We start from the raw sequence: 23,996 nt of genomic DNA, 5'->3' as shown, positions 1-23,996 counted from the left end.
TGGCGAGGTCTTTATATTACCTGAAATTCTAAAATTTCATTTTTTATATCAAAAGCTGATAAGGGATTAATTAGCTATCACAATGAAATCACTTATTTTTGATGAAAAGTCATGATTGTTGGGATCTTGGCTACAGAATGCCACCAAGTTAACGCTTAACATCACAAATTAATCCTCATTGAAATCATTGTTTCATGAGCTTTTGATACATTACACCAGTTATTTATTTCCCCTATATAATGGAGTACACAATGAAAGTGGCAGTGAAACCTCTATCAATAGCCGTTCTTGGCGGTATGTTGACCATGGCTGGCCCCGCAATGGCTGACACAATTAAGCTTCGTATTGTCGAAACAACTGACATCCATACCAATGTGATGGATTACGACTATTACAAAGATAAGCCATCCAACCAAATCGGATTATCTCGCGCTGCCACCCTGGTCAAACAAGCTCGTAATGAAGTTCAAAACAGCGTATTAGTGGACAATGGTGACTTAATTCAAGGTAGCCCAATGGGCGATTACATGGCAGCCAAAGGAATCAAAGCTGGCGAAGTCCATCCTGTCTATAAAGCCATGAATCAGCTCGGTTATGATGTAGGTAACATTGGTAACCATGAATTTAACTACGGTTTATCTTTCTTAGCAGAAACCATCAATGACGCTGATTTCCCTTATGTAAACGCAAACGTTTACGATCAAAAAACCGGTAAGCACTACTTCAAACCATACCTAATTAAGACACACACTTTTAAAGATACCGACGGTAACGCTCATCAAATTAAAGTTGGTTATATCGGTTTTGTACCACCACAAATTATGGTGTGGGATAAGAAAAACCTTGAAGGACAAGTGGTAGCCAAAGATATCAAAGAAACCGCTGAGCAGTTGATCCCACAAATGAAACAAGAAGGCGCGGATGTGATTGTGGCTATTCCACACTCAGGCGTATCATCTGACCCGCACAAAACAGGGGCAGAAAACTCGGTTTATTACCTCACACAAGTAAAAGGCATTGATGCCATCGCTTTTGGTCACTCACATGCGGTTTTCCCAAGCAAAGATTTTGCAAAATTACCGGGAGCGGATGTTGAAAAAGGCACTATTAATGGCATAACCGCGGTAATGCCCGGACGCTGGGGTAGCCATGTTGGCGTTATGGACCTAACTTTAGAAAGTAAAGATGGTAAGTGGAGTGTGGTAGACGGCCAATCACAAGCTCGTCCTATTTTCGACAAAGCTAACAAAACATCACTGGCTGAAGCCGATGCTGGCATCGTAAAAGCATTGCAAGATGATCACAAAGGTACTCGTGAATTTGTTAACCAACCGATTGGTAAAGCGAATGACGTGATGTACAGCTTCTTAGCATTAGTACAAGACGACCCAACGGTGCAAATCGTTAACCTCGCTCAGAAAGATTATGTCGAACGCTTTATTCAAGGTGATCCTAGCCTTGATGGCTTACCAGTGCTTTCTGCTGCGGCTCCATTTAAAGCAGGTGGTCGCAAAAATGACCCTTCTAACTTTACCGAAGTCGAAGCAGGTCAACTGACGTTCCGTAATGCTGCTGACTTATATCTCTATCCAAACACGCTAGTTGCACTCAAAATGACAGGTCACGAAGTGAAAGAGTGGTTAGAGTGCAGCGCAGGCCAATTTAAACAAATTGATATCAACAGCACAGCACCTCAGCAGTTAATTGATTGGGATGGCTTTCGCACTTACAACTTCGATGTGATGGATGGTGTGAACTATCAGATCGACGTAACTCAACCAGCAAAATACGATGGTGATTGTAAAGTTCAACATGAAGGCGCAGAACGTATTGTCGGTTTGACTTACCAAGGTAAGCCTATCGATATGAAGCAAACCTTTATTGTGGCCACCAATAACTACCGCGCTTACAGCAATAAGTTTGCAGGAACTGGTACAGAGTTCATCGCTTTTGATTCACCTGATGAAAACCGCACTGTTGTTGCAAACTATATTTCTCGCGTGAGCCAAGAAAAAGGACTAGTGAACCCAAGCGCTGACAATAACTGGGCATTTGCACCGATAAAAACCGATACAGCATTGGATATTCGCTTTGAAACATCACCAAGTGACAAAGCGGCACAATTTATCAAGGACAAAGGGCTGTATCCAATGACCAAAGTCGCCACTGACGATGTTGGCTTCGCGGTTTATAAAATTGACCTAACGAAATAACTGATTCAATATCCAGATTATTTATCTTCAAACGCAGCCATTGGCTGCGTTTTTTATTACTCACTAAAATCAAGGTAAGATAGAAGCTCTATCAACAAGAAGGCTCATCATGAAATGGATGTCGATTTTTACCAGCAGTTATTCCGCCACGGTTTTGCGCAAGATGATATCGAACACTTACTCACTATTGCCAAACCATTAGAGCTACCAACACGACATATACTAGTCAATCAAGGCGAATATGCTGACGAATTCTACTTTGTACTACAAGGTGTTTGTCATGCCTGCTATCTCACTGAACAAGGCAAACAATTCAGCAAAGAATTTTATTGGGAGAAAGACTGGGTGATAGGATTCGAGAGTTTGATCAATCATCAACCCTCCTCTTATTTATTAGAGACACTCACTCCGGTACAGCTGTTCTGTATTCCGATGCAGACATTGCAGAAATGGCGTGACAATGCTCATCCCATTTATCTTAAGCTGTTGGAAACACAATTGAGGTATAAAGAAAACAAAGAACGGTTCATGCTGCTGCATTCGCCACAACAGCGTTATCAACTGTTGTGCCAACACTTTCCTGAGCTATGTGAGCGTATTAATGAACAACATATTGCGGCTTATCTTGGTATTACCCCCATCAGCCTTAGCAGAATCAAAGCACGCATAAACGCAAAAGCCAGCGCAAATTAGCGCTGGCTCAATTAAACCTAACTTGGCTACTTAAGTAAACGCGCTCGGAATTGGCGACCTTTCATCTTGCCAGACTCCATCTTTTTCAATGCTTTTTTAGCAACTGACTTATGTACGGCCACATAAGCACGCATCGCAAATAGGTTAATCTTGCCAACATATTGGCCATCAATACCACCATCACTGGTTAAAGCACCCAAAATATCGCCTGGACGTACTTTCTGCTTTTTGCCGCCATCAATCTGAATCGTCACCATATTAGCTTGATATGGCTGTCGATTCATCGCACTTGAATCTGGTAGTTTCGCCGGCTCAATAGGCATGTCCATGTATTCATCAATCATGGCGACACGATGCATTTCATTATCACTAAAGAAGCTGAACGCTAAACCTTTGCTACCCGCTCGGCCAGTACGACCAATACGGTGTACGTGCACTTCAGGATCACGTGAAAGCTCAAAGTTGAATACTGCATCTAAGTTATCTACGTCTAAACCACGCGCGGCCACATCCGTCGCCACCAGAATAGAGATACTCTTGTTAGCGAATTGAACTAACGCTTGATCGCGGTCGCGCTGCTCTAAATCACCATGCAGTTCAATCACGCTAAAACCTTTATGATGTAGTTCATCAGCAACGTTTTGCACTTCTTTCTTTGTATTACAGAACACAACTGCAGATTCTGGCTGATGATGCAAAAGCAGTAACTCGAGTGCTTGGTCGCGAGCTTCTGTCCCGTCGACTTTATAAAAATATTGTTGAATGCTGGACGTATCGTGCGTCGATTCAACTTTAACCATTTCAGGTTCACGCATAATACGCTGAGCAATCTGCTTAATTTGGGCAGGGAATGTTGCACTAAATAGCAACGTTTGGCGTGAAGCAGGAGTTTCACGAATGATCGCATCTAGCGCGTCTTGGAAACCCATTTCGAGCATTCTATCCGCTTCATCCAGCACCAGGGTATTGAGCTCAGATAGGTCGATACGCCCTTTTTCAAGGTGATCCAAAATACGACCAGGTGTACCAACTAAAATATGTGCACCATGCTCTAGGGAGCCAATTTGTGGTCCCATCGGCATACCACCACATAAAGTGAGTACCTTGATGTTATGAATCGCTCGGCCTAAAGTACGGATTTCAGTCGCCACCTGATCAGCCAGCTCACGAGTTGGGCATAGCACGAGCGACTGCACGCGAAAGCGTTTTACATTCAAATTAGACAAGACGCCCAAACCAAAAGCCGCGGTTTTACCTGAGCCGGTTTTTCCTTGGCCAATCACGTCCTTACCCGCCAAAATGGTTGGCAAGCTTAGCGCCTGAATCGGCGTCATCTTGGTATAACCCAATGTGTCGAGGTTTGAAAGAAGTTCTGGCTTTAAACTAACAGCCGAAAAAGTGGTATTGCTCAAGGGGACGTCCTTTGGTTAGACGAAAATTAAACGCCTATTATCGTTATTTAACCTCTTGTGGCTAGCGAATCTTTGCCGAGCATCACACAAGTTACTCAACTTAACTTAACCTTTGTTAATGAATCATGCACTTAAGCTTGCTACATTGCAGATATTAATAAACCGAGGAGTCTACAAATGATCACCTGGCAATGTCTTTCCTTTTCACAACTAACCACCCAACAACTCTACGATTTGCTCAAACTAAGAGTAAATGTTTTTGTGGTTGAGCAAAATTGTCCATATCCAGAGCTGGACGATAAAGATACTCAAGCGGGTGTCTTCCATTTAATCGGTTATCAACAACAACAGATCGTTGCATGTGCAAGATTATTGCCCGCGGGTATTAGCTACCCCAGTGTCAGTATTGGACGCGTGGCGACAAAAGCAGAAGCAAGAGGAACAGGACTCGGCCACCAACTGCTCCAACAAGCGTTAGATAATTGCCAAGCATTATGGCCAAACCAAGATATTGAAATTGGTGCCCAGCAGTATTTAGCTAAGTTTTACCAATCCTATGGATTTGATCAAACATCTGATATGTATCTAGAAGATGATATCCCGCATATTGATATGAAGCTGTCTCGATAACGAGTATGAACATCACCACTACGCCATCATTTATTTACTGCGGCCAAACCCACCATCAGAGAGCCTAAAAAACATCACTGACTGGTTATTCTTTTCAAGCTGAAGGATATCAAGTTGGCCATTGGCGGCGAGTTTAAAACGAACAAGCTGTCCTTGCGTTATCTGACTAAGTGGTTTATCACCACCTTCAATCTTGACCAACGCATTGAGATCGGACATCGGTAAATCATTGGCACGGAAAACTTGCGATAAAGTATCACCACTTTTAACAGTGTATTCTTGCCAATTTTCTGATTTCAAAGAAGATTGTTGAGCACTTTTTTGTTGGCTCAAACCTGTGGTATCAATATTAATATTTACCCGTTCATTGCTCTTCTTTGGTGCTTTTAATGATTCACTACTTGGCATAGGAATGATCAACAGCAGCACAACAACAGGCGTTAATACAGCTAAAGCTCGTCGATGCAATTTAGGTAAAGCTTGCCAATAGGTACGTACACGCCCTCCCCATATCCGCCATTCAAATGAGTGCCACTTTTGTTGGATAAGAGCTAAATAATCTGTTTGCGGTTTCTTTTTATAACGACGATTCATCTCTATCCGTCTCCTTTAATTTCAACCTACAGTATAAAAACTCAAGAACGAACAGTATAGAGCTATACGCGTGATATCGTAAACGTTGACACAAACTTAAACATTTTTCTGGGTGATCTGCGATTTGTCACAACCTGAACGATTGAATTCAGATATCACGTGTTACCGTTTCATCCGCTGGCTGAAACTGCTATTCTTTGGCCTTTGTTTATTTAGATAAAAGAGTGACAGTTTATGTCTGAAGTAAAATTTGAAACTGTAGAGCAAAAAGCAAGTTACGGTATTGGTCTACAAATGGGTCAACAGCTTGCTGGTAGCGGCCTAGACGGTCTAAATGTTGACGCTATCGCAGCTGGCATTGCAACGGCACTAGTAGGCGAAATGCCATCAATTGAGATTGATGAAATCAATAACGCACTGCAAGAATTACACACACGAGCTGAATCTGCACGTCAAGAAGCAGCAAAAGCTGCAGCTGCTGATGGTGAAGTATTCTTAGCAGATAATGCATTACGCTCTGAAGTGACTGTTCTTGAGTCTGGTCTACAGTACGAAATCATCACTGAAGGTACTGGTGAGATCCCAACATCTGACAAACAAGTACGCGTTCATTACCACGGTGAATTAACAGATGGTACTGTATTTGACAGCTCAGTATCTCGTGGACAACCTGCTGAGTTCCCTGTTACAGGTGTAATTAAAGGCTGGGTAGAAGCTCTTCAACTAATGCCTGTTGGTTCTAAATGGAAGTTATACATTCCACAAGATCTTGCCTACGGCGAGCGCGGTGCAGGTGCAGCAATTCCTCCATTCGCAGCACTAGTATTCGAAGTAGAACTACTTGATATCCTATAAGATAGTCTTATAACGGATGAGCAAAGGTTGGCAATTGCCAGCCTTTTTTATATCGGCAATATAATACCAATCGTGGTAAATAACTGGTCACCCTAGCTTGTTAAAATACCCAATAACTGCATTCGAACTTTTGATTGTAGAATAACTACTTATCGAAAAATTCCACCGTTTTATCAAGCATCTTTCCTACGCTATTTCTGAACATTTACTTACTGGGCTTGGTATAAGCTGTAATTTGCTTTATTTCAGATACAAAAAAGCCGAGCATTGCTGCTCGGCTTTTTTATTATATACGAACTGATTACTCAGCAGCAGCTTCTACAGCTACTTCTGGGCGATCTACAAGCTCAATGTAAGCCATTGGAGCTTTATCACCAGTACGGAAACCGGCTTTAAGGATACGTGTATAACCGCCTTGACGGGCAGCGAAACGTGGACCTAGTTCGTTAAATAGTTTTGCTACAACTTCGTTATCACGAGTGCGAGCAAATGCTAGACGACGGTTTGCAACGCTGTCAGTCTTAGCTAGTGTAATCAAAGGCTCAACGACGCGACGTAGCTCTTTTGCTTTTGGCAAAGTAGTCTTGATAACTTCATGACGTACTAGAGAGCTAGCCATGTTGCTGAACATCGCTTTGCGATGACTGCTGTTGCGGTTGAGTTGACGACCACTCTTACGATGGCGCATGACCTAATCCTTCTAACTAGTATCGATTAATCTTCAGCGATAGACGCTGGCGGCCAGTTCTCTAGGCGCATACCTAAAGATAGACCACGTGATGCAAGCACGTCTTTAATCTCTGTAAGAGATTTCTTACCAAGGTTTGGCGTTTTAAGTAGCTCAACCTCAGTGCGCTGTACTAGATCACCGATGTAGTGAATCGCTTCTGCTTTCAGACAGTTAGCAGAGCGAACTGTTAGTTCAAGATCGTCTACAGGACGCAGTAGGATTGGATCGAATTCTGGCTTCTCTTCCTTCTCCTCAGGTACACGTACATCACGAAGATCTACGAACGCATCCAATTGCTCAGCAAGAATAGTTGCTGCGCGACGGATAGCTTCCTCAGGTTCTAGAGTACCGTTCGTTTCCATATCGATAACAAGCTTGTCTAAATCAGTGCGCTGTTCTACACGAGCTGCATCTACAGAGTAAGCAATTTTGTCTACTGGGCTGTAAGTTGCATCTACAAGTAGACGACCGATTGGACGCTCATCTTCTTCAGTATGGATACGAGCTGAAGCTGGAACATAACCACGACCACGCTCTACTTTGATACGCATAGCGATCTCAGCGTTGCCATCCGTTAGATGACAAATCACGTGCTCAGGGTTAGTGATCTCTACATCACCATCATGGGTGATGTCACCTGCAACAACAGGGCCCGAGCCTGATTTGTTCAGCGTAATGAACACTTCATCTTTGCCTTCGGCAACGCGTACAGCTAAACCCTTAAGGTTTAAAAGGATCTCAAGGATATCTTCTTGAACGCCTTCTTTAGTGCTGTACTCGTGTAGTACGCCTTCAATCTCTACTTCAGTGACAGCACAACCTGGCATAGAAGATAATAGAATACGGCGAAGTGCATTACCCAGAGTATGGCCAAAACCACGCTCTAACGGCTCAAGAGTTACTTTTGCGTGTGTCGTGCTGATCTGTTCGATATCAACAAGACGTGGCTTAAGAAATTCTGTTACAGAACCCTGCATTGTGTCCTCTCTTTAGTTTAACCTTACTTAGAGTAAAGCTCGACGATCAATTGTTCGTTGATATCAGCTGATAGATCAGAACGTTCAGGCATACGCTTGAATGTACCTTCCATCTGGCCAGCATCTACTTCAATCCAAGTTGGTTTTTCGCGTTGTTCAGCAACTTCTAGAGCCGCTTTGATGCGAGATTGCTTTTTAGCTTTCTCACGGATTGCAACAACGTCGTTAGCCGTAACATTGAAAGAAGGAACGTTTACAACTTTACCGTTTACTACGATAGCTTTATGGCTAACTAGCTGACGTGCTTCTGCGCGAGTTGCACCAAAGCCCATGCGGTAAACTACGTTATCAAGACGACCTTCAAGAAGCTGAAGCAGGTTTTCACCTGTGTTGCCTTTAAGGCGTGCAGCTTCTTTGTAGTAGTTACGGAATTGTTTTTCTAGAACGCCGTAGATACGACGAACTTTTTGCTTCTCACGAAGCTGAACACCGTACTCAGATAGACGACCGCGACGAGCGCCGTGTACACCTGGTGCGTTGTCAATTTTACACTTGGTATCAATCGCACGAATGCCAGACTTAAGGAACAAGTCAGTACCTTCGCGGCGGCTAAGCTTTAGCTTAGGACCCAAATATCTTGCCATGATCTTTCTCCAATCTTCCTAGAAACGTTATACGCGACGTTTCTTAGGTGGACGACAACCGTTATGAGGGATTGGTGTCGCATCAACAATGTTAGTGATACGGAAACCAGCAGCGTTCAGTGCGCGAACAGTAGATTCACGACCTGGACCTGGACCCTTAACCATAACCTCTAGGTTCTTTAGGCCGTATTCTTTAGCCATTTCAGCACAACGTTCTGCAGCAACCTGTGCAGCGAACGGAGTAGACTTACGAGAACCGCGGAAACCAGAACCACCAGCAGTAGCCCATGCTAGAGCATTACCTTGACGGTCTGTGATAGTTACGATTGTGTTATTGAAAGATGCATGGATGTGCGCTACGCCATCAGCAACTTGCTTGCGTACACGCTTACGTGCGCGAGTTGGTTGTTTTGCCATTGTACTCTACCCTTCCGACTATTTCTTGATCGGCTTACGCGGACCCTTACGGGTGCGAGCGTTGGTTTTAGTACGCTGTCCACGTAGTGGTAGACTGCGACGATGACGAAGACCACGGTAACAACCAAGGTCCATAAGACGCTTGATGTTCATGGAAACTTCACGACGAAGATCACCCTCTACAGTGTATTTAGCTACACCATCACGCAGTTGATCGATCTGCTCTTCAGTTAGTTCACTGATCTTAACACTTTCAGCAATACCCAAATCAGCTAGGATAGCTTGAGAACGGGTTTTACCGATACCGTAGATTGCAGTTAATGCAATCACAGCATGCTTTTGATCAGGAATGTTAATGCCTGCTATACGGGCCACTATTCACTCCTAGTACTTATATAAGAAATTATCCGCAGCAGAGCCCGTCGAGGATACGCTGCGGCATACTACTTCTTTTGCACGCAAAAGGTAGGCCGGGGAATATACTCGACCAACCTTTAGATTTCAAGTAAAAATTTCTGCTAATTAGCCTTGGCGTTGTTTATGCTTTGGCTCACTGCAAATCACACGAACGACACCGTTACGCTTGATTACTTTACAGTTACGACAGATTTTTTTAACGGAAGCACGAACTTTCATTGCTAAACTCCGTAATTGAACCTGATATTAACGACCGTAGCCTTTCAGGTTCGCTTTTTTCAACACAGAATCATACTGTTGGGACATCATATGAGTCTGTACCTGTGCCATAAAGTCCATAATAACCACTACTACAATCAGTAGTGATGTGCCGCCAAAGTAGAAACGTACGTTCCAAGCGACCATCATGAACTCGGGAATCAGACAGATAAAGGTAATGTATAGTGCACCCGCTAGGGTTAATCTAGTCATTACTTTATCAATATATCTCGCTGTCTGCTCACCTGGGCGGATGCCGGGTACGAATGCACCGGACTTCTTCAGATTATCTGCTGTTTCACGAGGATTAAACACCAACGCTGTATAAAAGAAACAGAAGAAAATTATTGCTGCAGCATAAAGCATAACATACAAAGGTTGACCTGGGCTAAGAGCCAAAGACACATCAGTTAGCCAACCGAATGTGCTGCTCTCACCATTTTGACCAAACCATTGTGCTAATGTTCCTGGGAACAAAATAATGCTTGATGCAAAAATCGCTGGTATTACACCCGCCATATTAATTTTCAATGGTAAGTGTGTACTTTGCGCTGCAAAAACCTTACGACCTTGTTGACGCTTCGCATAGTTAACGACGATTCGACGCTGACCACGCTCCATGAAAACTACGAAGTAGATAACAGCAAAAGCAATTACTGCGATTAACAACAGAAGAAGTACATGCAATTCACCTTGACGCGCTTGCTCGATTGTTTGTCCGACTGCCTGTGGCAATCCAGCAACAATACCTGCAAAAATTAGCAATGAAATACCATTACCAATTCCTCGCTCTGTAATTTGTTCACCTAACCACATTAGGAACATGGTACCAGTTACTAAACTTACGGTAGCAATAAGCGTAAACATGGTTTGGTTGATAACAACCAGATTGTCGACCATGTTTGGTAAGCCTGTTGCAATACCAATAGCTTGGAATGTTGCAAGTACAAGCGTGCCGTAGCGTGTATATTGGCTTATCTTACGACGGCCTGCTTCACCCTCTTTCTTGAGTTCCGCTAACGCTGGATGAACTACAGTTAGCAATTGGACAACAATTGACGCCGAAATATACGGCATGATGCCCAATGCTAAGATAGATGCACGCGAAAGAGCACCACCGGAGAACATGTTAAACATTTCAACGATGGTACCTTTTTGCTGTTCGAACAAATCGGCAAGTACAGCTGCGTCAATACCAGGAATCGGCACAAAAGAGCCGGCTCGGAATACTAAAAGTGCACCAATTACGAATAATAAGCGCGACTTTAGTTCACTTAAGCCGCTCTGAGCACTACGAAAATCTTGTCCTGGTTTCTTAGCCATCTGTACCTCGTTCCTCGAGATTATTCCTCGATTTTACCGCCTGCAGCTTCGATTGCAGCTTTAGCGCCTTTTGTCACGCGCAGACCTTTAACAGTCACAGCTTTGCTAATTTCACCAGAAAGAACAACTTTAACGTTCTCGATGTTCTTAGTGATTAGGTTAGCAGCTTTAAGGCTGTTTAGATCTACTACGTCACCAGTTAATTTCGCTAGCTCAGCTAGACGAACTTCAGCAGACACTAGGCTCTTACGAGAAGTGAAACCGAATTTTGGTAGACGTTGTTTTAGAGGCATCTGACCGCCTTCAAAACCTGGACGAACTTTACCGCCAGAACGTGACTTTTGACCTTTATGGCCACGGCCACCAGTTTTACCTAGGCCTGAACCGATACCACGGCCTAAACGCTTCTTAGAAGGCTTAGAACCCGCAGCCGGAGATAGAGTATTCAAACGCATTCTGATTACTCCTCAACTTTAACCATGTAGTAAACCTTGTTGATCATACCGCGTACACACGGAGTATCTTCAAGTTCTACTGTATGGTTGATACGACGAAGACCTAAACCACGCAAAGTTGCTTTATGCTTTGGTAGACGGCCAATTGAGCTTTTAGTTTGAGTTACTTTAATAGTTGCCATCGTGTGCTTACTCCGAAATAGATTCAACAGTTAGACCACGTTTAGCAGCAACCATTTCTGGCGACTTCACATCTACTAGACCAGCAACTGTTGCGCGAACAACGTTGATTGGGTTTGTAGAACCGTACGCTTTCGCAAGTACGTTATGTACACCGGCAACTTCAAGTACAGCACGCATCGCACCACCGGCGATAACACCTGTACCTTCTGCAGCTGGCTGCATGTAAACTTTAGAGCCCGAGTGACGACCTTTCACCGCGTGGTGAAGAGTGCCTTCGTTAAGAGCGATAGTAACCATGTTACGACGCGCTTTTTCCATTGCTTTTTGAATCGCAGCAGGTACTTCACGGGCTTTACCGTAACCGAAACCTACGCGACCATTACCGTCACCAACTACAGTTAGCGCAGTAAAGCTCATGATTCGACCACCTTTAACCGTCTTAGATACACGGTTAACAGCGATTAGCTTTTCTTGCAAATCACTAGCTTGTTGTTGTTCTTTAGCCATCTTCCAACCCTACCTTAGAATTTCAGACCAGCTTCGCGAGCAGATTCTGCTAGCGCCGCTACTCGACCGTGGTATTGGAAACCAGAACGATCAAACGCAACTGCTGACACGCCTTTTTCAAGAGCACGTTCTGCAATAGCTTTACCTACTGCTTTAGCTGCGTCTACGTTACCGGTGTTCTTAACTTGCTCACGGATCGCTTTTTCTACAGTAGAAGCTGCTGCGATAACCTCAGAGCCGTTTGATGCGATAACCTGAGCGTACACGTGACGAGGAGTACGGTGTACTACTAGGCGAGTTGCACCCAGTTCAGCAATCTTACGACGTGCGCGTGTAGCACGACGGATGCGAGATGCTTTCTTATCCATAGTGTTACCTTACTTCTTCTTAGCTTCTTTAGTACGCACATTTTCATCTGCGTAACGAACACCTTTACCTTTATAAGGCTCAGGCTCACGGTAAGAACGAATGTCAGCCGCAACTTGACCAACTAATTGCTTATCACAACCAGTTAGAACAATTTCAGTTTGGTTAGGACATTCAGCTTTAATACCCGCTGGGAGTTCATGCTCAACAGGGTGTGAGAAACCTAAAGTTAGGCCAACTGCGTTGCCTTTGATAGCAGCACGGTAACCAACACCTTTAAGAACAAGCTTTTTAGTAAAGCCTGCCGTAACACCCACAACCATGTTGTTTACTAGTGCACGAGCAGTACCTGCTTGTGCCCAAGCGTTAGCAACACCTTCACGAGGACCGAAAGTAAGGTTGTTTTCTTCTTGTGCAATAACTACACCGTTGTGTAGAACGCGAGTCAGCTCACCTTGAACACCTTTTACAGTGATTTCTTGGCCGTTTAGTTTCACCTCTACGCCAGCTGGAATAGCGACAGGTGCTTTAGCAACACGAGACATATCCTACTCCTTAAGCTACGTAGCAGATGATTTCACCACCAAGACCTGCTTTGCGAGCAGCACGGTCAGACATCAGACCCTTGGAAGTGGACACTACAGCAACACCCATACCGCCCATCACTGATGGTAACGCGTTATTTTTCTTATAAACGCGTAGACCAGGACGTGAAACACGTTGGATTTGCTCGATTACTGGTTTAGCTTGGAAGTACTTAAGAGTAACTTCTAGCTCAGGTTTTGCTTCGCCTTCAACAGCGAAATCAGCGATATAACCTTCAGCTTTAAGCAGTGCAGCAATTGCAACTTTAAGCTTTGAAGAAGGCATTTTTACAGCAACTTTGTTTGCTGCCTGACCGTTACGAATGCGGGTCAGCATATCCGAAATCGGATCTTGCATGCTCATAAGATTTACTCCAAATGATTAAGTGGCAATTACCAGCTAGCCTTACGAAGTCCAGGAATCTCGCCTTTCATGCAAGCTTCGCGAACTTTGATGCGGCTTAGACCGAACTTACGTAGGTAACCGTGTGGACGACCAGTTTGGTTGCAACGGTTGCGCTGACGTGAAGCACTTGAATCACGTGGAAGAGCTTGCAGCTTAAGAACTGCATTCCAACGATCTTCTTCAGATGCGTTTACATCGCTGATGATAGCTTTTAACGCAGAACGCTTTTCAGCGAACTTAGCTACTAGCTTTGCACGTTTAACTTCACGTGCTTTCATTGATTGTTTAGCCATAACAGTAACCCTTCACCTTACTTACGGAATGGGAAGTTAAAGGCAGCCAGCAGAGCACGGCCTTCCTCATCAGTACCAGCAGAAGTCGTGATAGTAATATCAAGACCACGTACACGATCTACTTTATCGTAGTCGATTTCTGGGAAGATGATTTGCTCACGAACGCCCATGCTATAGTTACCACGACCGTCAAAAGACTTCGCGCTAACGCCACGGAAATCACGTACACGTGGAAGTGCAATAGAGATTAAACGCTCTAAGAAATCCCACATACGTTCGCCACGCAAGGTTACTTTACAACCAATTGGGTAGCCTTCACGAATTTTGAAACCTGCAACAGATTTACGAGCTTTAGTGATCAGTGGTTTTTGACCAGAGATCGTAGCCATATCAGATGCTGCATTTTCTAATAGTTTCTTATCGTTGATTGCTTCACCAACGCCCATGTTTAGGGTGATTTTCTCAATCCTAGGGACTTGCATGACGCTTGTGTAGCTGAACTCTTTGGTAAGCTCAGCGACTACAGACGACTTGTAGTAATCATGCAGTTTCGCCATAGTAGAACTCCAAATTACTTAATTGTTTCACCGTTAGACTTGAAGAAACGCACTTTTTTGCCTTCTTCAAAACGGAAACCGATACGGTCCGCTTTACCAGTTGCTTCATTGAAGATTGCAACGTTAGAAGCATCAATAGCTGCTTCTTGTTCAACGATGCCACCTTGTTGACCTAGAGCCGGAACCGGCTTTTGGTGTTTCTTAACAAGGTTGATACCTTCTACGATAACTTTACCAGTTACGAGAACCTTAGTTACTTTACCTTTCTTGCCTTTATCTTTACCAGCAAGAACGATTACTTCGTCGTTACGACGGATTTTAGCTGCCATGTGTGCCGCTCCTTACAGAACTTCAGGTGCTAGTGACACGATTTTCATGAATTTCGCATTACGAAGTTCACGAGTCACTGGACCAAAGATACGTGTACCGATAGGTTGCTCTGACGTGTTGTTCAACAATACGCAAGCATTACGGTCGAAGCGAATGACAGAACCGTCTGGACGACGTACGCCTTTACGGGTGCGAACTACCACCGCCTTCAGTACATCACCTTTTTTAACTTTACCGCGAGGAATTGCTTCCTTCACTGTAACTTTGATGATGTCACCGATATGTGCGTAACGGCGGTGAGAGCCACCCAGAACCTTAATACACATTACCTTGCGCGCGCCTGAGTTATCAGCTGCATCAAGTGTACTTTGCATTTGGATCATTGTTAGTGCTCCGCTAAATATTAAAACTAGACCCTCTCGGGTCGGGCTGCCTCTTTAAAAGGGACGCGAATTGTACCACCCTTTTTTTCAATTGGGTAGACAAAAAATAAACGGCTCCAAAAAAACTTTGGAGCCGTTTAAAATCATAGTATTACGATGATTACATCTTCGCTTTTTCTACGACTTTAACCAAAGTCCAAGATTTAGTCTTAGACAATGGACGACACTCACGAATTTCAACAGTATCGCCTAGGCCACACTCGTTGTTTTCGTCATGTGCGTGTACTTTAGTCGTGCGCTTTACGAATTTACCGTAAATTGGGTGTTTCACCATGCGCTCGATAGCAACAACGATAGACTTATCCATCTTGTCGCTAACAACACGACCTAGTTGAGTACGAGATTTGTCGCTCATTATTCGCCTGCCTTCTCAGTCAAAACAGTTTTCACACGTGCGATATCACGGCGTACAGCTTTCAAAGTATGAGTTTGCTGTAGTTGACCAGTTGCAGCTTGCATGCGCAAGTTGAACTGTTCACGTAGCAAATTCAATAGCTCAGCGTTAAGCTCTTCAGCGCTTTTTGCGCGTAGATCTAGTGCTTTCATCACATCACCTGTTTAATTACGAATGTAGTTTTGAATGGCAGTTTGCGAGCCGCTAGGCGGAACGCTTCACGTGCCAATTCTTCAGGTACACCGTCCATTTCGTACATAACCTTACCAGGTTGGATTTGGGCTACCCAGTACTCAACGTTACCTTTACCCTTACCTTGACGAACTTCTAGTGGTTTTTCTGTGATTGGCTTATCTGGGAACACACGGATCCAGATTTTACCTTGACGCTTAACGTGACGTGTCATTGCACGACGTGCCGCTTCGATCTGACGAGCAGTAAGACGACCACGTCCAACTGCTTTAAGACCAAATGTACCGAAGCTTACGTCAGTACCTTTAGCTAGACCGCGGTTGCGACCAGTATGAACCTTACGGAACTTAGTGCGTTTAGGTTGTAGCATCAGTCGACTCCTTACTTACGGCCTTTACGCTGCTTCTTAGGCTTGTCAGCCTTTGGCTCAACAGCGTTTGCAGCTGGCATACCACCAAGGATTTCGCCCTTGAAGATCCAAACTTTAACGCCGATCACACCGTATTGAGTGTGAGCCGAAGAAGTTGCGTAATCAATGTCAGCACGTAGAGTGTGTAGAGGCACACGGCCTTCACGGTACCACTCTGAACGTGCAATTTCAGCGCCGCCTAGACGACCGCTTACTTCCACTTTGATACCTTTAGCGCCTAGACGCATAGCGTTTTGTACCGCGCGCTTCATAGCACGACGGAACATAACGCGACGCTCTAGTTGAGACGCGATGCTATCAGCCACTAATTGACCGTCTAGCTCAGGCTTACGTACTTCAGCGATATTAATTTGCGCTGGTACACCTGCGATTTTAGCTACAGCAGTGCGTAGCTTCTCAACGTCTTCACCTTTCTTACCGATAACAACACCTGGACGAGCAGTGTGAATAGTCACACGAATGCTCTTAGCAGGACGCTCGATAACGATGCGTGATAGAGACGCTTTTGAAAGTTCCTTCGTTAGGAACTGACGTACCTTGAAGTCGCCGTCTAGGTTGTCAGCGAAATCTTTGGTGTTAGCAAACCATGTAGCATTCCAAGGCTTAACGATGCCAAGACGAATACCATTAGGATGTACTTTCTGACCCATTGCTTACTCTCCTAGTCTCAAGCGTCTGCTACAACAACAGTGATGTGGCTTGAACGCTTCAAGATACGATCCGCACGACCTTTAGCACGAGGCATAATACGCTTCATGGTAGGGCCCTCATCTACGAAGATTTTAGCGACATTAAGATCGTCGATATCTGCACCTTCGTTGTGTTCTGCGTTAGCGATAGCTGACTCTAGAACTTTCTTCACTAGTACAGCTGCTTTTTTGTTGCTGAACGTTAGAATTTCTAGAGCTTGATCCACAGACTTACCACGGATTAGATCTGCAACTAAGCGAGCTTTCTGAGGCGAAATGCGAGCAAAGTTATGTTTAGCAATAGCTTCCATTATTTACTCCTTAGCGCTTCTTAGCTTTCTTATCCGCAGCGTGACCACGGTAAGTACGAGTTGGTGCGAATTCGCCCAGTTTGTGACCAATCATTTCATCAGTTACAAATACTGGTACGTGCTGACGACCATTATGGACAGCGATGGTCAAACCAATCATTGATGGAATGATCATTGAACGACGGGACCAAGTCTTAATAGGCTTTTTGTCTCCGCTTTCCACCGCTTTCTCTACCTTCTTCAGCAAGTGTAGGTCAATAAATGGACCTTTCTTGAGAGAACGTGGCATGGCTTATCCTCTTATATAGATTACTTATTACGACGACGTACGATGTACTTGTCGGTGCGTTTGTTCTTACGAGTCTTGAAGCCCTTAGTAGGCATGCCCCAAGGAGAAACTGGGTGACGACCACCAGATGTGCGGCCTTCACCACCACCGTGTGGGTGATCCACCGGGTTCATTACTACACCACGTACGGTTGGACGTACGCCGCGCCAGCGTGAAGCACCAGCTTTACCAAGTTCACGTAGCATATGCTCAGAGTTACCAACTTCACCGATTGTTGCACGGCCTTCAGAAAGTACTTTGCGCATTTCGCCAGAACGTAGACGGATAGTTACGTATGCACCGTCGCGAGCGACAAGTTGAGCATAAGCACCAGCCGAACGAGCTAGCTGTGCACCTTTACCAGGCTTAAGTTCAACACAGTGAATAGTAGAACCTACTGGGATGTTGCGCATTGGCAGAGTGTTACCTGCTTTAATTGGCGCATCAACACCAGATTGGATCTGGTCACCGGCTTGAACACCTTTAGGTGCAATGATGTAACGACGCTCACCGTCTGCGTACAGAACTAGAGCGATATTTGCGCTACGGTTTGGATCGTATTCTAGGCGCTCAACTTTCGCTGGGATGCCATCTTTAGTACGTTTGAAATCGATCAAACGGTAGTGTTGCTTGTGACCACCACCGATGTGACGTACTGTGATACGACCGTTGTTGTTACGACCACCATTTTTAGAGTTTTTCTCTAAAAGAGGTGCGTACGGCTTGCCCTTGTGTAGGTCAGCGTTAACAACTTTAACAACGTGACGACGACCAGGGGAAGTCGGCTTACATTTAACAATAGCCATTATTCAACTACTCCTGTTATTCCGCGCCGCCAACAAAGTCAAGATCTTGACCTTCTTTCAAAGTCACATACGCTTTCTTAACGTCGCTGCGGCGACCTTGGCGTAGACCTTGACGTTTGGTCTTACCCTTAGTGATAAGAGTATTTACAGACTTAACTTCAACTTCAAATAGCTTTTCTACAGCTGCTTTGATCTCTTTTTTAGTAGCATCTTTTGATACTTTGAAAACGATAGTGTTCGCTTTCTCAGCAGTCATCGTTGCTTTTTCAGAGATGTGCGGTGCACGTAGAACTTTTAGTAGACGCTCTTCACTGATCATGCCAGCATCTCCTCAACTTGCTTAACTGCTTCTGCAGTCATTAGAACCTTGTCAAACGCGATTAGGCTTACTGGGTCAAGACCCGCTACGTCACGTGCGTCAACTTTGTATAGGTTACGAGCAGCTAAGAATAGATTCTCGTCTACTTCGCCAGTAACGATAAGTACATCGTTAAGCTCAAGCTCTTGAAGCTTAGCTACTAGCTCTTTAGTTTTTGGTGCTTCTACTGAGAAGTTATCAACAACGATTAGACGCTCTTGACGAACTAGCTCAGAAAGAATGCTCTTCATAGCACCACGGTACATTTTTTTGTTTACTTTTTGGCTGTGATCTTGTGGTTTCGCAGCAAAAGTAACACCACCTGTACGCCAGATTGGGCTACGAATAGTACCAGCACGTGCACGGCCAGTACCTTTTTGACGCCATGGCTTAGCGCCACCGCCAGAAACTTCTGAACGTGTCTTTTGAGCACGAGTACCTTGACGAGCACCTGCTGCATACGCAACAACTACTTGGTGTACAAGGGCTTCGTTGAACTCACGTCCGAAAGTAGTTTCGGAAACAGTTAGTGCGTTAGCACCTTTAACCATCAATTCCATTACTTACTCCTAGACGTTATGCTTTAACAGCTGGTTTGACGATCACGTTAGCGCCTGTTGAGCCTGGTACTGCACCTTTAATAAGAAGCAGATTACGCTCAGCGTCAACACGTACGATCTCTAGGTTTTGAGTCGTTACACGCTCAGCACCCATGTGACCCGCCATTTTCTTGCCTTTAAACACGCGACCTGGAGTTTGACATTGGCCAATTGAACCCGGTGCACGGTGAGACAAAGAGTTACCGTGAGTCATATCTTGAGTACGGAAGTTCCAGCGCTTAACAGCACCTTGGAAGCCTTTACCCTTAGATGTACCAGTAACGTCTACTTTTTTAACTTCATTGAAAAGTTCTACAGTTAGCTCAGCGCCAACTTCAAACTCTTCACCGTTTTCTAAACGGAATTCCCAAAGACCGCGACCTGCTTCAACACCAGCTTTCGCAAAGTGACCAGCTTCAGGTTTAGTTACACGGTTAGCTTTCTTAGCACCAGTAGTGATCTGGATTGCTGCGTAGCCGTCTGTCTCAAGAGTTTTAACTTGAGAAATACGGTTCGCTTCAACCTCAACAACAGTTACTGGGATAGAAACGCCTTCTTCAGTAAATACGCGGGTCATACCCACTTTACGTCCGACTAGACCAATCATTATTCTAATCTCCCTTAACCTAGGCTGATTTGTACATCAACGCCAGCAGCTAGATCTAGACGCATCAATGCGTCAACAGTTTTATCTGTTGGCTCAACGATGTCGATTAGACGTTTGTGAGTACGGATTTCGTACTGGTCACGAGCATCTTTGTTGACGTGTGGAGAGATAAGAACAGTGAAACGCTCTTTACGAGTAGGTAGTGGAATAGGACCACGAACCTGTGCGCCGGTACGTTTTGCTGTTTCAACGATTTCCGCTGTAGAAGCATCGATTAGTTTGTAATCGAAAGCTTTTAGGCGGATACGGATACGTTGGTTCTGCATGAGACAGAGCTCCAATAATTAAAAATTACACAAACAATATCGCCACTCAAACCCGTTAAAACGAGAGAATGCCGATTGATTTATGTGAAACCGTAGTGCCAAAATTAGGCACATTGTCAGCTAATTTTCTATTAACTTTATTCCATTACGATAACGCAACAGGAGCTAATTGTATTAACTGCGAACATAAGCTGAGTATACGTTACTAAACTAACAGCTAGGTCAGTTTACTCCTCACTGCTCATTGGTTCACAACCGGATTTAACCAGTGCGGTGCATTATACAGATCACAGTTTCACATGCAAGTACTGTGTGAAAATTATCCGTGATTATTTTTTGACCAATAAAAAGGCACCACAGTCGATGCCTTCTTACCGATACTATGGGTAAGGTTATGCGGTTTGTCTCTGTCTGACAGCTTCAAATAGACAAATACCTGAAGCCACCGAAACATTTAAGCTTGAAACACTGCCCGACATTGGGATTTTAATCAAATCATCACAGGTTTCACGGGTTAAACGACGCATGCCATCTCCTTCCGCCCCCATAACGATAGCTAGCGGACCAGTAAGCTTTGCCTGATAAATATCATGCGTGGCTTCACCAGCAGTCCCCACAAACCAAACCCCTTGTTCTTGCAAGGCTCGCATGGTTCTCGCTAAGTTTGTCACGCGTACTAGTGGTACGGTTTCTGCTGCCCCACACGCGACTTTACTGACTGTCGCAGTCATTGGGGCTGACCTATCTTTTGGCACAATAACCGCAGCCACACCTGCAGCGTCAGCATTTCGCAAACAGGCACCAAGGTTATGTGGGTCAGTCACGCCATCTAGCACTAAGATCAATGGTTGCTCATGTTTGGAAAGAATCTCATCCAGATCATGTTCATTCAACTGTTTCGCTGGTTTTACTCGAGCGATCAATCCTTGATGGTTTGCTCCATGTGCTTTGTCATCTAGCGCTTTGCGTCCCATTTGCTGAATAGAAACACCGCAATGTTGCAATTCATTGAGCAAAGGAAGGAGGCGATCATCTTGACGCCCTTTCAGCACAAACGCTTCAATTAAACGTGCTGGATCATTTTCTAGCACTGCACTTACGGCGTGAATCCCGTAAATAAATTCGTTACTCATGGTCTACCTATCAATCATTATTTTTTGGCGCGAGTCTTGGTCGTTTTGGCTCGTGGTTTATCTTTACGCGCTTTATCTGTTTTTGCCTTCTTGCGCTTTGGCTTGTTGCTTGGGCTTACTTTGTCATCAGGGCGCTTGGTTGGCTCGACTAATGGAACCGCTTTTGCGCCTTTGGTTGAGGCTGCTTTTTTGCCTCTAGCCTTTTCACGTGCTTCTGTTGCCCGTTTCTTCGCCGTTTTACCTTCACCGCGTAGCTTACGGCTAGTTCCAACTAATTCAAAGTCGATTTGACGATCATCAAGGTTCACCGACAACACTTTCACTTTCACAGCATCGCCTAAACGGTAGATATTACCGAAGCTTTCACCGATTAATCGTTGTCCCATCGGGTCAAATTGATAGTAGTCATTCGCTAAACTTGAAATATGAACCAAACCATCAATATGCAGTTCAGTCAAACGCACAAAGAAACCAAAGCCAGTTACATTAGCAATTACCCCATCAAGTTCTTCACCCACATGGTCTTGCATGTATTCGCATTTTAGCCAATCAGAGACTTCGCGGGTCGCATCATCGGCACGACGTTCGGTCGTAGAACATTGTTCACCATAATAATCCATATCATCAAATGAATAATGGAAACCACCAGTTGGTGTCCAGCGATCGGTATGAGTGCCCGATTCTTTCGCAATTAGATATTTAATCGCTCGGTGCAGCAATAGATCAGGGTAACGGCGAATTGGTGACGTAAAGTGTGCATAACGTTTTAACGCTAAACCAAAGTGACCACAGTTATCAGCATTATAGACCGCTTGCTTCATTGAGCGAAGAAGCATGGTTTGGATAAGTTCTTTATCTTGCCGCTCACCAATCTGTTTCATTAAATTGGCATAATCGGTTGGAGATGGAGTCAACCCACCCTCAAGGCTAAGGCCCAACTCACCTAAGAAATCACGGAACCCCATCAAACGCTCTTCTCCTGGGGATTCATGAATACGGTACAACGCAGGCTCTTTGGCTTTTTCAACCAAAGTCGCAGAAGCAATATTGGCTAAGATCATACATTCTTCAATGATCTTATGAGCATCGTTACGGATAACCGGTTCGATGCTTTCAATTTTACGCTCCGCGTTGAAGATGAATTTCGTTTCAACCGTTTCAAATTCAATACCACCTCGTTCATCGCGAGCCTGCTTCAACACTTTATACATAGTGTGTAGCTCTTCAAGATGCGGAATAAGAGGTTGGTAGCGTTCACGAAGTTCTTCATCCCCCTCTAAAATCGCACTCACTTTGTTATAAGTCAGGCGAGCATGAGAGTTCATCACCGCTTCATAATGTTTATAGCCGGAAATTTTACCACTTGCAGAGATGGTCATTTCACACACCATACATAAGCGGTCTACTTGTGGATTCAATGAACACAGACCATTAGATAGCACTTCAGGCAACATTGGGACGACTTGTGATGGGAAATAAACTGAGTTACCACGGTTGATTGCTTCTTTATCTAACGCTGTATCTGGGCGTACATAATAACTGACATCTGCAATGGCCACCCATAAACGCCATCCACCGCCTTTTTTCGCTTCACAATATACGGCGTCATCAAAGTCGCGCGCATCTTCGCCATCAATTGTCACTAGCGGTAATTGACGGACATCAACTCGACCTTGTTTTGCTTTTTCTGGTACTTCTTCACCAAGGTGCTCTACTTGCTTCAATACTTCAGTAGGCCATTCATGTGGAATTTGGTGGGTGCGGATCGCAATTTGCGTTTCCATACCAGGTGCCATATTTTCGCCTAACACTTCAACCACTTTACCTGTCATTCCACGTGTACGTGCACCGCGGTCTGTAATCTCCATCACAACAACATTCCCCATACGAGCTCCGCCTCTGTGCTCATTGGGAATAAGAATATCTTGTGTAATGCGAGAATCATCAGGAACTACATAGGCATAACCGTGCTCTAGGAAAAAACGTCCTACAAGCTGAGATTTACGTTCTTCCAACACGCGAACCAAACGCCCTTCTTTTCTACCACGCTTGTCAGTACCCGTTGGCTGAACCAATACATAATCGCCGTGGATGATGGTGCGCATCTGGTGGTGGGGCAACAGAATGTCGTTATCTTTGCCAGTGCTGCCATCCGGACGAATCCAGCCATGTCCATCTTTATGCCCGATCACATAACCTTTTATCATTTCTAGTTTGTCAGGTAAGGCGTAGCATTGGCGACGAGTAAATACCAACTGACCATCACGCTCCATAGCACGCAAACGGCGGCGTAATCCTTCGTACTGCTCTTCTCCAGACAAACCTAGCGCTTCAAAAAGATCGTTACGGTTCATCGGTACATTAGCTTTCGTCAGGAACTCGAGAATAAATTCTCGGCTGGGGATTGGATTTTCGTAATTGCTAGACTCTCGATCAGCAAAGGGATCGTTATTGATAATTTCAGACATAGGCAGACCTGCTAAAGCAAGGAAGAGATAACAAGAGTATAACTGACTCAGGAAAGAAGGCACAGCAG

At 44.5% G+C, this 23,996-nt stretch carries 36 protein-coding genes; 4 read left to right on the top strand and 32 right to left on the bottom strand.

What is annotated here, in order from left to right:
* Positions 1-251 precede the first annotated feature (251 nt).
* Together cpdB and AACW06_RS07375 are read left to right on the top strand one after the other, a co-directional pair.
* Positions 252-2,213, top strand: a complete 1,962-nt coding sequence (gene cpdB, locus AACW06_RS07380) for a 2',3'-cyclic-nucleotide 2'-phosphodiesterase (protein ID WP_192074577.1) — start codon at positions 252-254, stop codon at positions 2,211-2,213.
* A 114-nt stretch (positions 2,214-2,327) separates the two neighbouring features.
* Complete coding sequence (locus AACW06_RS07375) at positions 2,328-2,906, top strand: Crp/Fnr family transcriptional regulator (RefSeq protein WP_192074576.1); 579 nt, start codon at positions 2,328-2,330, stop codon at positions 2,904-2,906.
* A 26-nt stretch (positions 2,907-2,932) separates the two neighbouring features.
* Here AACW06_RS07375 and dbpA read toward each other — a convergent pair whose 3' ends face one another.
* Positions 2,933-4,318, bottom strand: coding sequence for an ATP-dependent RNA helicase DbpA (gene dbpA / locus AACW06_RS07370; protein ID WP_192074575.1), 1,386 nt, complete (start codon positions 4,316-4,318; stop codon positions 2,933-2,935).
* A 177-nt stretch (positions 4,319-4,495) separates the two neighbouring features.
* Between dbpA and AACW06_RS07365 the strand changes: the two genes are divergently transcribed.
* A complete protein-coding gene (locus tag AACW06_RS07365; protein ID WP_053309503.1) occupies positions 4,496-4,948 on the top strand; it encodes a GNAT family N-acetyltransferase in 453 nt (150 codons plus the stop codon).
* 30 nt (positions 4,949-4,978) lie between these two features.
* Here AACW06_RS07365 and AACW06_RS07360 read toward each other — a convergent pair whose 3' ends face one another.
* On the bottom strand, positions 4,979-5,542 hold the full coding sequence (locus AACW06_RS07360; protein ID WP_053309504.1) for a LysM-like peptidoglycan-binding domain-containing protein: 564 nt from the start codon (positions 5,540-5,542) through the stop codon (positions 4,979-4,981).
* Between the two features lie 234 nt (positions 5,543-5,776).
* Between AACW06_RS07360 and AACW06_RS07355 the strand changes: the two genes are divergently transcribed.
* Positions 5,777-6,397, top strand: a complete 621-nt coding sequence (locus AACW06_RS07355) for an FKBP-type peptidyl-prolyl cis-trans isomerase (protein ID WP_053309505.1) — start codon at positions 5,777-5,779, stop codon at positions 6,395-6,397.
* Between the two features lie 301 nt (positions 6,398-6,698).
* Here AACW06_RS07355 and rplQ read toward each other — a convergent pair whose 3' ends face one another.
* The 30 genes from rplQ to rnr form a co-directional block, all read right to left on the bottom strand.
* On the bottom strand, positions 6,699-7,085 hold the full coding sequence (gene rplQ / locus AACW06_RS07350) for a 50S ribosomal protein L17 (protein ID WP_053309506.1): 387 nt from the start codon (positions 7,083-7,085) through the stop codon (positions 6,699-6,701).
* A gap of 26 nt (positions 7,086-7,111) precedes the next feature.
* Complete coding sequence (locus tag AACW06_RS07345; protein ID WP_192074574.1) at positions 7,112-8,104, bottom strand: DNA-directed RNA polymerase subunit alpha; 993 nt, start codon at positions 8,102-8,104, stop codon at positions 7,112-7,114.
* Positions 8,105-8,127: 23 nt separating this feature from the next.
* Entirely contained in the window at positions 8,128-8,748 is a 621-nt protein-coding gene (rpsD, locus tag AACW06_RS07340) for a 30S ribosomal protein S4 (RefSeq protein ID WP_053309508.1), read from the bottom strand.
* 27 nt (positions 8,749-8,775) lie between these two features.
* A complete protein-coding gene (gene rpsK / locus AACW06_RS07335; RefSeq protein ID WP_001118870.1) occupies positions 8,776-9,165 on the bottom strand; it encodes a 30S ribosomal protein S11 in 390 nt (129 codons plus the stop codon).
* A gap of 18 nt (positions 9,166-9,183) precedes the next feature.
* On the bottom strand, positions 9,184-9,540 hold the full coding sequence (gene rpsM / locus AACW06_RS07330) for a 30S ribosomal protein S13 (protein WP_053309509.1): 357 nt from the start codon (positions 9,538-9,540) through the stop codon (positions 9,184-9,186).
* 147 nt (positions 9,541-9,687) lie between these two features.
* On the bottom strand, positions 9,688-9,801 hold the full coding sequence (gene rpmJ, locus AACW06_RS07325; protein WP_000868186.1) for a 50S ribosomal protein L36: 114 nt from the start codon (positions 9,799-9,801) through the stop codon (positions 9,688-9,690).
* 27 nt (positions 9,802-9,828) lie between these two features.
* A complete protein-coding gene (secY, locus tag AACW06_RS07320) occupies positions 9,829-11,163 on the bottom strand; it encodes a preprotein translocase subunit SecY (RefSeq protein ID WP_053309510.1) in 1,335 nt (444 codons plus the stop codon).
* A 20-nt stretch (positions 11,164-11,183) separates the two neighbouring features.
* A complete protein-coding gene (gene rplO, locus AACW06_RS07315; RefSeq protein ID WP_192074573.1) occupies positions 11,184-11,618 on the bottom strand; it encodes a 50S ribosomal protein L15 in 435 nt (144 codons plus the stop codon).
* A gap of 5 nt (positions 11,619-11,623) precedes the next feature.
* Complete coding sequence (rpmD, locus tag AACW06_RS07310) at positions 11,624-11,800, bottom strand: 50S ribosomal protein L30 (RefSeq protein ID WP_004398455.1); 177 nt, start codon at positions 11,798-11,800, stop codon at positions 11,624-11,626.
* A gap of 7 nt (positions 11,801-11,807) precedes the next feature.
* Positions 11,808-12,308 carry a 30S ribosomal protein S5 gene (rpsE, locus tag AACW06_RS07305; RefSeq protein ID WP_053309512.1) on the bottom strand — a complete coding sequence of 167 codons (501 nt, stop codon included), beginning with the start codon at positions 12,306-12,308 and terminating at the stop codon, positions 11,808-11,810.
* A gap of 14 nt (positions 12,309-12,322) precedes the next feature.
* The gene (gene rplR / locus AACW06_RS07300; protein ID WP_053309513.1) at positions 12,323-12,676 is read right to left on the bottom strand and encodes a 50S ribosomal protein L18; all 354 of its coding nucleotides are present in this window, start codon (positions 12,674-12,676) and stop codon (positions 12,323-12,325) included.
* A 9-nt stretch (positions 12,677-12,685) separates the two neighbouring features.
* Complete coding sequence (rplF, locus tag AACW06_RS07295; RefSeq protein ID WP_192074572.1) at positions 12,686-13,219, bottom strand: 50S ribosomal protein L6; 534 nt, start codon at positions 13,217-13,219, stop codon at positions 12,686-12,688.
* Positions 13,220-13,229: 10 nt separating this feature from the next.
* Positions 13,230-13,622: a 30S ribosomal protein S8 gene (rpsH, locus tag AACW06_RS07290; protein WP_053309515.1), complete on the bottom strand. Its 393-nt coding sequence runs from the start codon at positions 13,620-13,622 to the stop codon at positions 13,230-13,232.
* A 29-nt stretch (positions 13,623-13,651) separates the two neighbouring features.
* The gene (rpsN, locus tag AACW06_RS07285) at positions 13,652-13,957 is read right to left on the bottom strand and encodes a 30S ribosomal protein S14 (protein ID WP_053309516.1); all 306 of its coding nucleotides are present in this window, start codon (positions 13,955-13,957) and stop codon (positions 13,652-13,654) included.
* Positions 13,958-13,974: 17 nt separating this feature from the next.
* Positions 13,975-14,514 (bottom strand): 50S ribosomal protein L5, encoded by a 540-nt coding sequence (gene rplE, locus AACW06_RS07280; protein WP_053309517.1) that lies wholly within the window; start codon positions 14,512-14,514, stop codon positions 13,975-13,977.
* A 14-nt stretch (positions 14,515-14,528) separates the two neighbouring features.
* Positions 14,529-14,843, bottom strand: a complete 315-nt coding sequence (gene rplX / locus AACW06_RS07275) for a 50S ribosomal protein L24 (protein ID WP_053309518.1) — start codon at positions 14,841-14,843, stop codon at positions 14,529-14,531.
* A 12-nt stretch (positions 14,844-14,855) separates the two neighbouring features.
* Positions 14,856-15,227, bottom strand: coding sequence for a 50S ribosomal protein L14 (gene rplN / locus AACW06_RS07270; protein ID WP_053309519.1), 372 nt, complete (start codon positions 15,225-15,227; stop codon positions 14,856-14,858).
* Between the two features lie 160 nt (positions 15,228-15,387).
* On the bottom strand, positions 15,388-15,642 hold the full coding sequence (gene rpsQ / locus AACW06_RS07265; protein WP_053309520.1) for a 30S ribosomal protein S17: 255 nt from the start codon (positions 15,640-15,642) through the stop codon (positions 15,388-15,390).
* Positions 15,642-15,833, bottom strand: a complete 192-nt coding sequence (gene rpmC, locus AACW06_RS07260; protein ID WP_010318766.1) for a 50S ribosomal protein L29 — start codon at positions 15,831-15,833, stop codon at positions 15,642-15,644. The genes rpsQ and rpmC overlap by 1 nt, the downstream gene beginning before the upstream one ends.
* On the bottom strand, positions 15,833-16,243 hold the full coding sequence (gene rplP, locus AACW06_RS07255; RefSeq protein ID WP_010318765.1) for a 50S ribosomal protein L16: 411 nt from the start codon (positions 16,241-16,243) through the stop codon (positions 15,833-15,835). Before rplP ends, rpmC begins: the two co-directional genes overlap by 1 nt.
* 11 nt (positions 16,244-16,254) lie before the next feature.
* On the bottom strand, positions 16,255-16,953 hold the full coding sequence (rpsC, locus tag AACW06_RS07250) for a 30S ribosomal protein S3 (RefSeq protein ID WP_053309521.1): 699 nt from the start codon (positions 16,951-16,953) through the stop codon (positions 16,255-16,257).
* A gap of 17 nt (positions 16,954-16,970) precedes the next feature.
* Positions 16,971-17,303: a 50S ribosomal protein L22 gene (rplV, locus tag AACW06_RS07245; protein ID WP_053309522.1), complete on the bottom strand. Its 333-nt coding sequence runs from the start codon at positions 17,301-17,303 to the stop codon at positions 16,971-16,973.
* Positions 17,304-17,313: 10 nt separating this feature from the next.
* Complete coding sequence (gene rpsS, locus AACW06_RS07240; protein ID WP_010318762.1) at positions 17,314-17,592, bottom strand: 30S ribosomal protein S19; 279 nt, start codon at positions 17,590-17,592, stop codon at positions 17,314-17,316.
* A 20-nt stretch (positions 17,593-17,612) separates the two neighbouring features.
* On the bottom strand, positions 17,613-18,437 hold the full coding sequence (gene rplB / locus AACW06_RS07235) for a 50S ribosomal protein L2 (RefSeq protein WP_053309524.1): 825 nt from the start codon (positions 18,435-18,437) through the stop codon (positions 17,613-17,615).
* Between the two features lie 16 nt (positions 18,438-18,453).
* Positions 18,454-18,756 (bottom strand): 50S ribosomal protein L23, encoded by a 303-nt coding sequence (gene rplW / locus AACW06_RS07230; protein ID WP_053309525.1) that lies wholly within the window; start codon positions 18,754-18,756, stop codon positions 18,454-18,456.
* Positions 18,753-19,355 (bottom strand): 50S ribosomal protein L4, encoded by a 603-nt coding sequence (gene rplD, locus AACW06_RS07225; protein ID WP_053309526.1) that lies wholly within the window; start codon positions 19,353-19,355, stop codon positions 18,753-18,755. The genes rplW and rplD overlap by 4 nt, the downstream gene beginning before the upstream one ends.
* A 16-nt stretch (positions 19,356-19,371) precedes the next feature.
* Complete coding sequence (rplC, locus tag AACW06_RS07220; RefSeq protein ID WP_053309527.1) at positions 19,372-20,001, bottom strand: 50S ribosomal protein L3; 630 nt, start codon at positions 19,999-20,001, stop codon at positions 19,372-19,374.
* 14 nt (positions 20,002-20,015) lie between these two features.
* The gene (gene rpsJ / locus AACW06_RS07215; protein WP_001181007.1) at positions 20,016-20,327 is read right to left on the bottom strand and encodes a 30S ribosomal protein S10; all 312 of its coding nucleotides are present in this window, start codon (positions 20,325-20,327) and stop codon (positions 20,016-20,018) included.
* Between the two features lie 392 nt (positions 20,328-20,719).
* Entirely contained in the window at positions 20,720-21,460 is a 741-nt protein-coding gene (gene rlmB / locus AACW06_RS07210; RefSeq protein WP_053309528.1) for a 23S rRNA (guanosine(2251)-2'-O)-methyltransferase RlmB, read from the bottom strand.
* A 17-nt stretch (positions 21,461-21,477) separates the two neighbouring features.
* Positions 21,478-23,928, bottom strand: coding sequence for a ribonuclease R (gene rnr / locus AACW06_RS07205; protein WP_053309529.1), 2,451 nt, complete (start codon positions 23,926-23,928; stop codon positions 21,478-21,480).
* Between the last annotated feature and the right edge of the window lie 68 nt (positions 23,929-23,996).

Source organism: Vibrio sp. S12_S33 (assembly GCF_963889785.1).
Classification (GTDB): domain Bacteria; phylum Pseudomonadota; class Gammaproteobacteria; order Enterobacterales; family Vibrionaceae; genus Vibrio; species Vibrio aestuarianus.
Note: the sequence above shows the minus strand (reverse complement) of the source record. Positions and strands in the feature narration are given on the sequence as shown.

Coding starts and splice junctions, on each gene's coding strand:
- rplO (WP_192074573.1), bottom strand. CDS start 11,618: ATGCGTTTGAATACTCTATCTCCGGCTGCGGGTTCTAAGCCTTCTAAG.
- rplW (WP_053309525.1), bottom strand. CDS start 18,756: ATGATCAGTGAAGAGCGTCTACTAAAAGTTCTACGTGCACCGCACATC.
- rplQ (WP_053309506.1), bottom strand. CDS start 7,085: ATGCGCCATCGTAAGAGTGGTCGTCAACTCAACCGCAACAGCAGTCAT.
- AACW06_RS07345 (WP_192074574.1), bottom strand. CDS start 8,104: ATGCAGGGTTCTGTAACAGAATTTCTTAAGCCACGTCTTGTTGATATC.
- AACW06_RS07365 (WP_053309503.1), top strand. CDS start 4,496: ATGATCACCTGGCAATGTCTTTCCTTTTCACAACTAACCACCCAACAA.
- rpmD (WP_004398455.1), bottom strand. CDS start 11,800: ATGGCAACTATTAAAGTAACTCAAACTAAAAGCTCAATTGGCCGTCTA.
- rnr (WP_053309529.1), bottom strand. CDS start 23,928: ATGTCTGAAATTATCAATAACGATCCCTTTGCTGATCGAGAGTCTAGC.
- rpsH (WP_053309515.1), bottom strand. CDS start 13,622: ATGAGCATGCAAGATCCGATTTCGGATATGCTGACCCGCATTCGTAAC.
- rplC (WP_053309527.1), bottom strand. CDS start 20,001: ATGATTGGTCTAGTCGGACGTAAAGTGGGTATGACCCGCGTATTTACT.
- rplR (WP_053309513.1), bottom strand. CDS start 12,676: ATGGATAAGAAAGCATCTCGCATCCGTCGTGCTACACGCGCACGTCGT.
- rpsJ (WP_001181007.1), bottom strand. CDS start 20,327: ATGCAGAACCAACGTATCCGTATCCGCCTAAAAGCTTTCGATTACAAA.
- cpdB (WP_192074577.1), top strand. CDS start 252: ATGAAAGTGGCAGTGAAACCTCTATCAATAGCCGTTCTTGGCGGTATG.
- rpsS (WP_010318762.1), bottom strand. CDS start 17,592: ATGCCACGTTCTCTCAAGAAAGGTCCATTTATTGACCTACACTTGCTG.
- rplF (WP_192074572.1), bottom strand. CDS start 13,219: ATGTCTCGTGTTGCTAAAGCACCTGTCGCTATTCCAGCTGGCGTAGAG.
- AACW06_RS07355 (WP_053309505.1), top strand. CDS start 5,777: ATGTCTGAAGTAAAATTTGAAACTGTAGAGCAAAAAGCAAGTTACGGT.
- rlmB (WP_053309528.1), bottom strand. CDS start 21,460: ATGAGTAACGAATTTATTTACGGGATTCACGCCGTAAGTGCAGTGCTA.
- rpsE (WP_053309512.1), bottom strand. CDS start 12,308: ATGGCTAAAGAACAACAACAAGCTAGTGATTTGCAAGAAAAGCTAATC.
- AACW06_RS07375 (WP_192074576.1), top strand. CDS start 2,328: ATGGATGTCGATTTTTACCAGCAGTTATTCCGCCACGGTTTTGCGCAA.
- rplV (WP_053309522.1), bottom strand. CDS start 17,303: ATGGAAGCTATTGCTAAACATAACTTTGCTCGCATTTCGCCTCAGAAA.
- rpsN (WP_053309516.1), bottom strand. CDS start 13,957: ATGGCTAAACAATCAATGAAAGCACGTGAAGTTAAACGTGCAAAGCTA.
- rpmC (WP_010318766.1), bottom strand. CDS start 15,833: ATGAAAGCACTAGATCTACGCGCAAAAAGCGCTGAAGAGCTTAACGCT.
- rplD (WP_053309526.1), bottom strand. CDS start 19,355: ATGGAATTGATGGTTAAAGGTGCTAACGCACTAACTGTTTCCGAAACT.
- rplN (WP_053309519.1), bottom strand. CDS start 15,227: ATGATCCAAATGCAAAGTACACTTGATGCAGCTGATAACTCAGGCGCG.
- secY (WP_053309510.1), bottom strand. CDS start 11,163: ATGGCTAAGAAACCAGGACAAGATTTTCGTAGTGCTCAGAGCGGCTTA.
- rplB (WP_053309524.1), bottom strand. CDS start 18,437: ATGGCTATTGTTAAATGTAAGCCGACTTCCCCTGGTCGTCGTCACGTT.
- rpmJ (WP_000868186.1), bottom strand. CDS start 9,801: ATGAAAGTTCGTGCTTCCGTTAAAAAAATCTGTCGTAACTGTAAAGTA.
- rpsK (WP_001118870.1), bottom strand. CDS start 9,165: ATGGCAAAACAACCAACTCGCGCACGTAAGCGTGTACGCAAGCAAGTT.
- rplP (WP_010318765.1), bottom strand. CDS start 16,243: ATGCTACAACCTAAACGCACTAAGTTCCGTAAGGTTCATACTGGTCGC.
- rpsQ (WP_053309520.1), bottom strand. CDS start 15,642: ATGAGCGACAAATCTCGTACTCAACTAGGTCGTGTTGTTAGCGACAAG.
- rplX (WP_053309518.1), bottom strand. CDS start 14,843: ATGGCAGCTAAAATCCGTCGTAACGACGAAGTAATCGTTCTTGCTGGT.
- rpsD (WP_053309508.1), bottom strand. CDS start 8,748: ATGGCAAGATATTTGGGTCCTAAGCTAAAGCTTAGCCGCCGCGAAGGT.
- rplE (WP_053309517.1), bottom strand. CDS start 14,514: ATGGCGAAACTGCATGATTACTACAAGTCGTCTGTAGTCGCTGAGCTT.
- AACW06_RS07360 (WP_053309504.1), bottom strand. CDS start 5,542: ATGAATCGTCGTTATAAAAAGAAACCGCAAACAGATTATTTAGCTCTT.
- rpsC (WP_053309521.1), bottom strand. CDS start 16,953: ATGGGTCAGAAAGTACATCCTAATGGTATTCGTCTTGGCATCGTTAAG.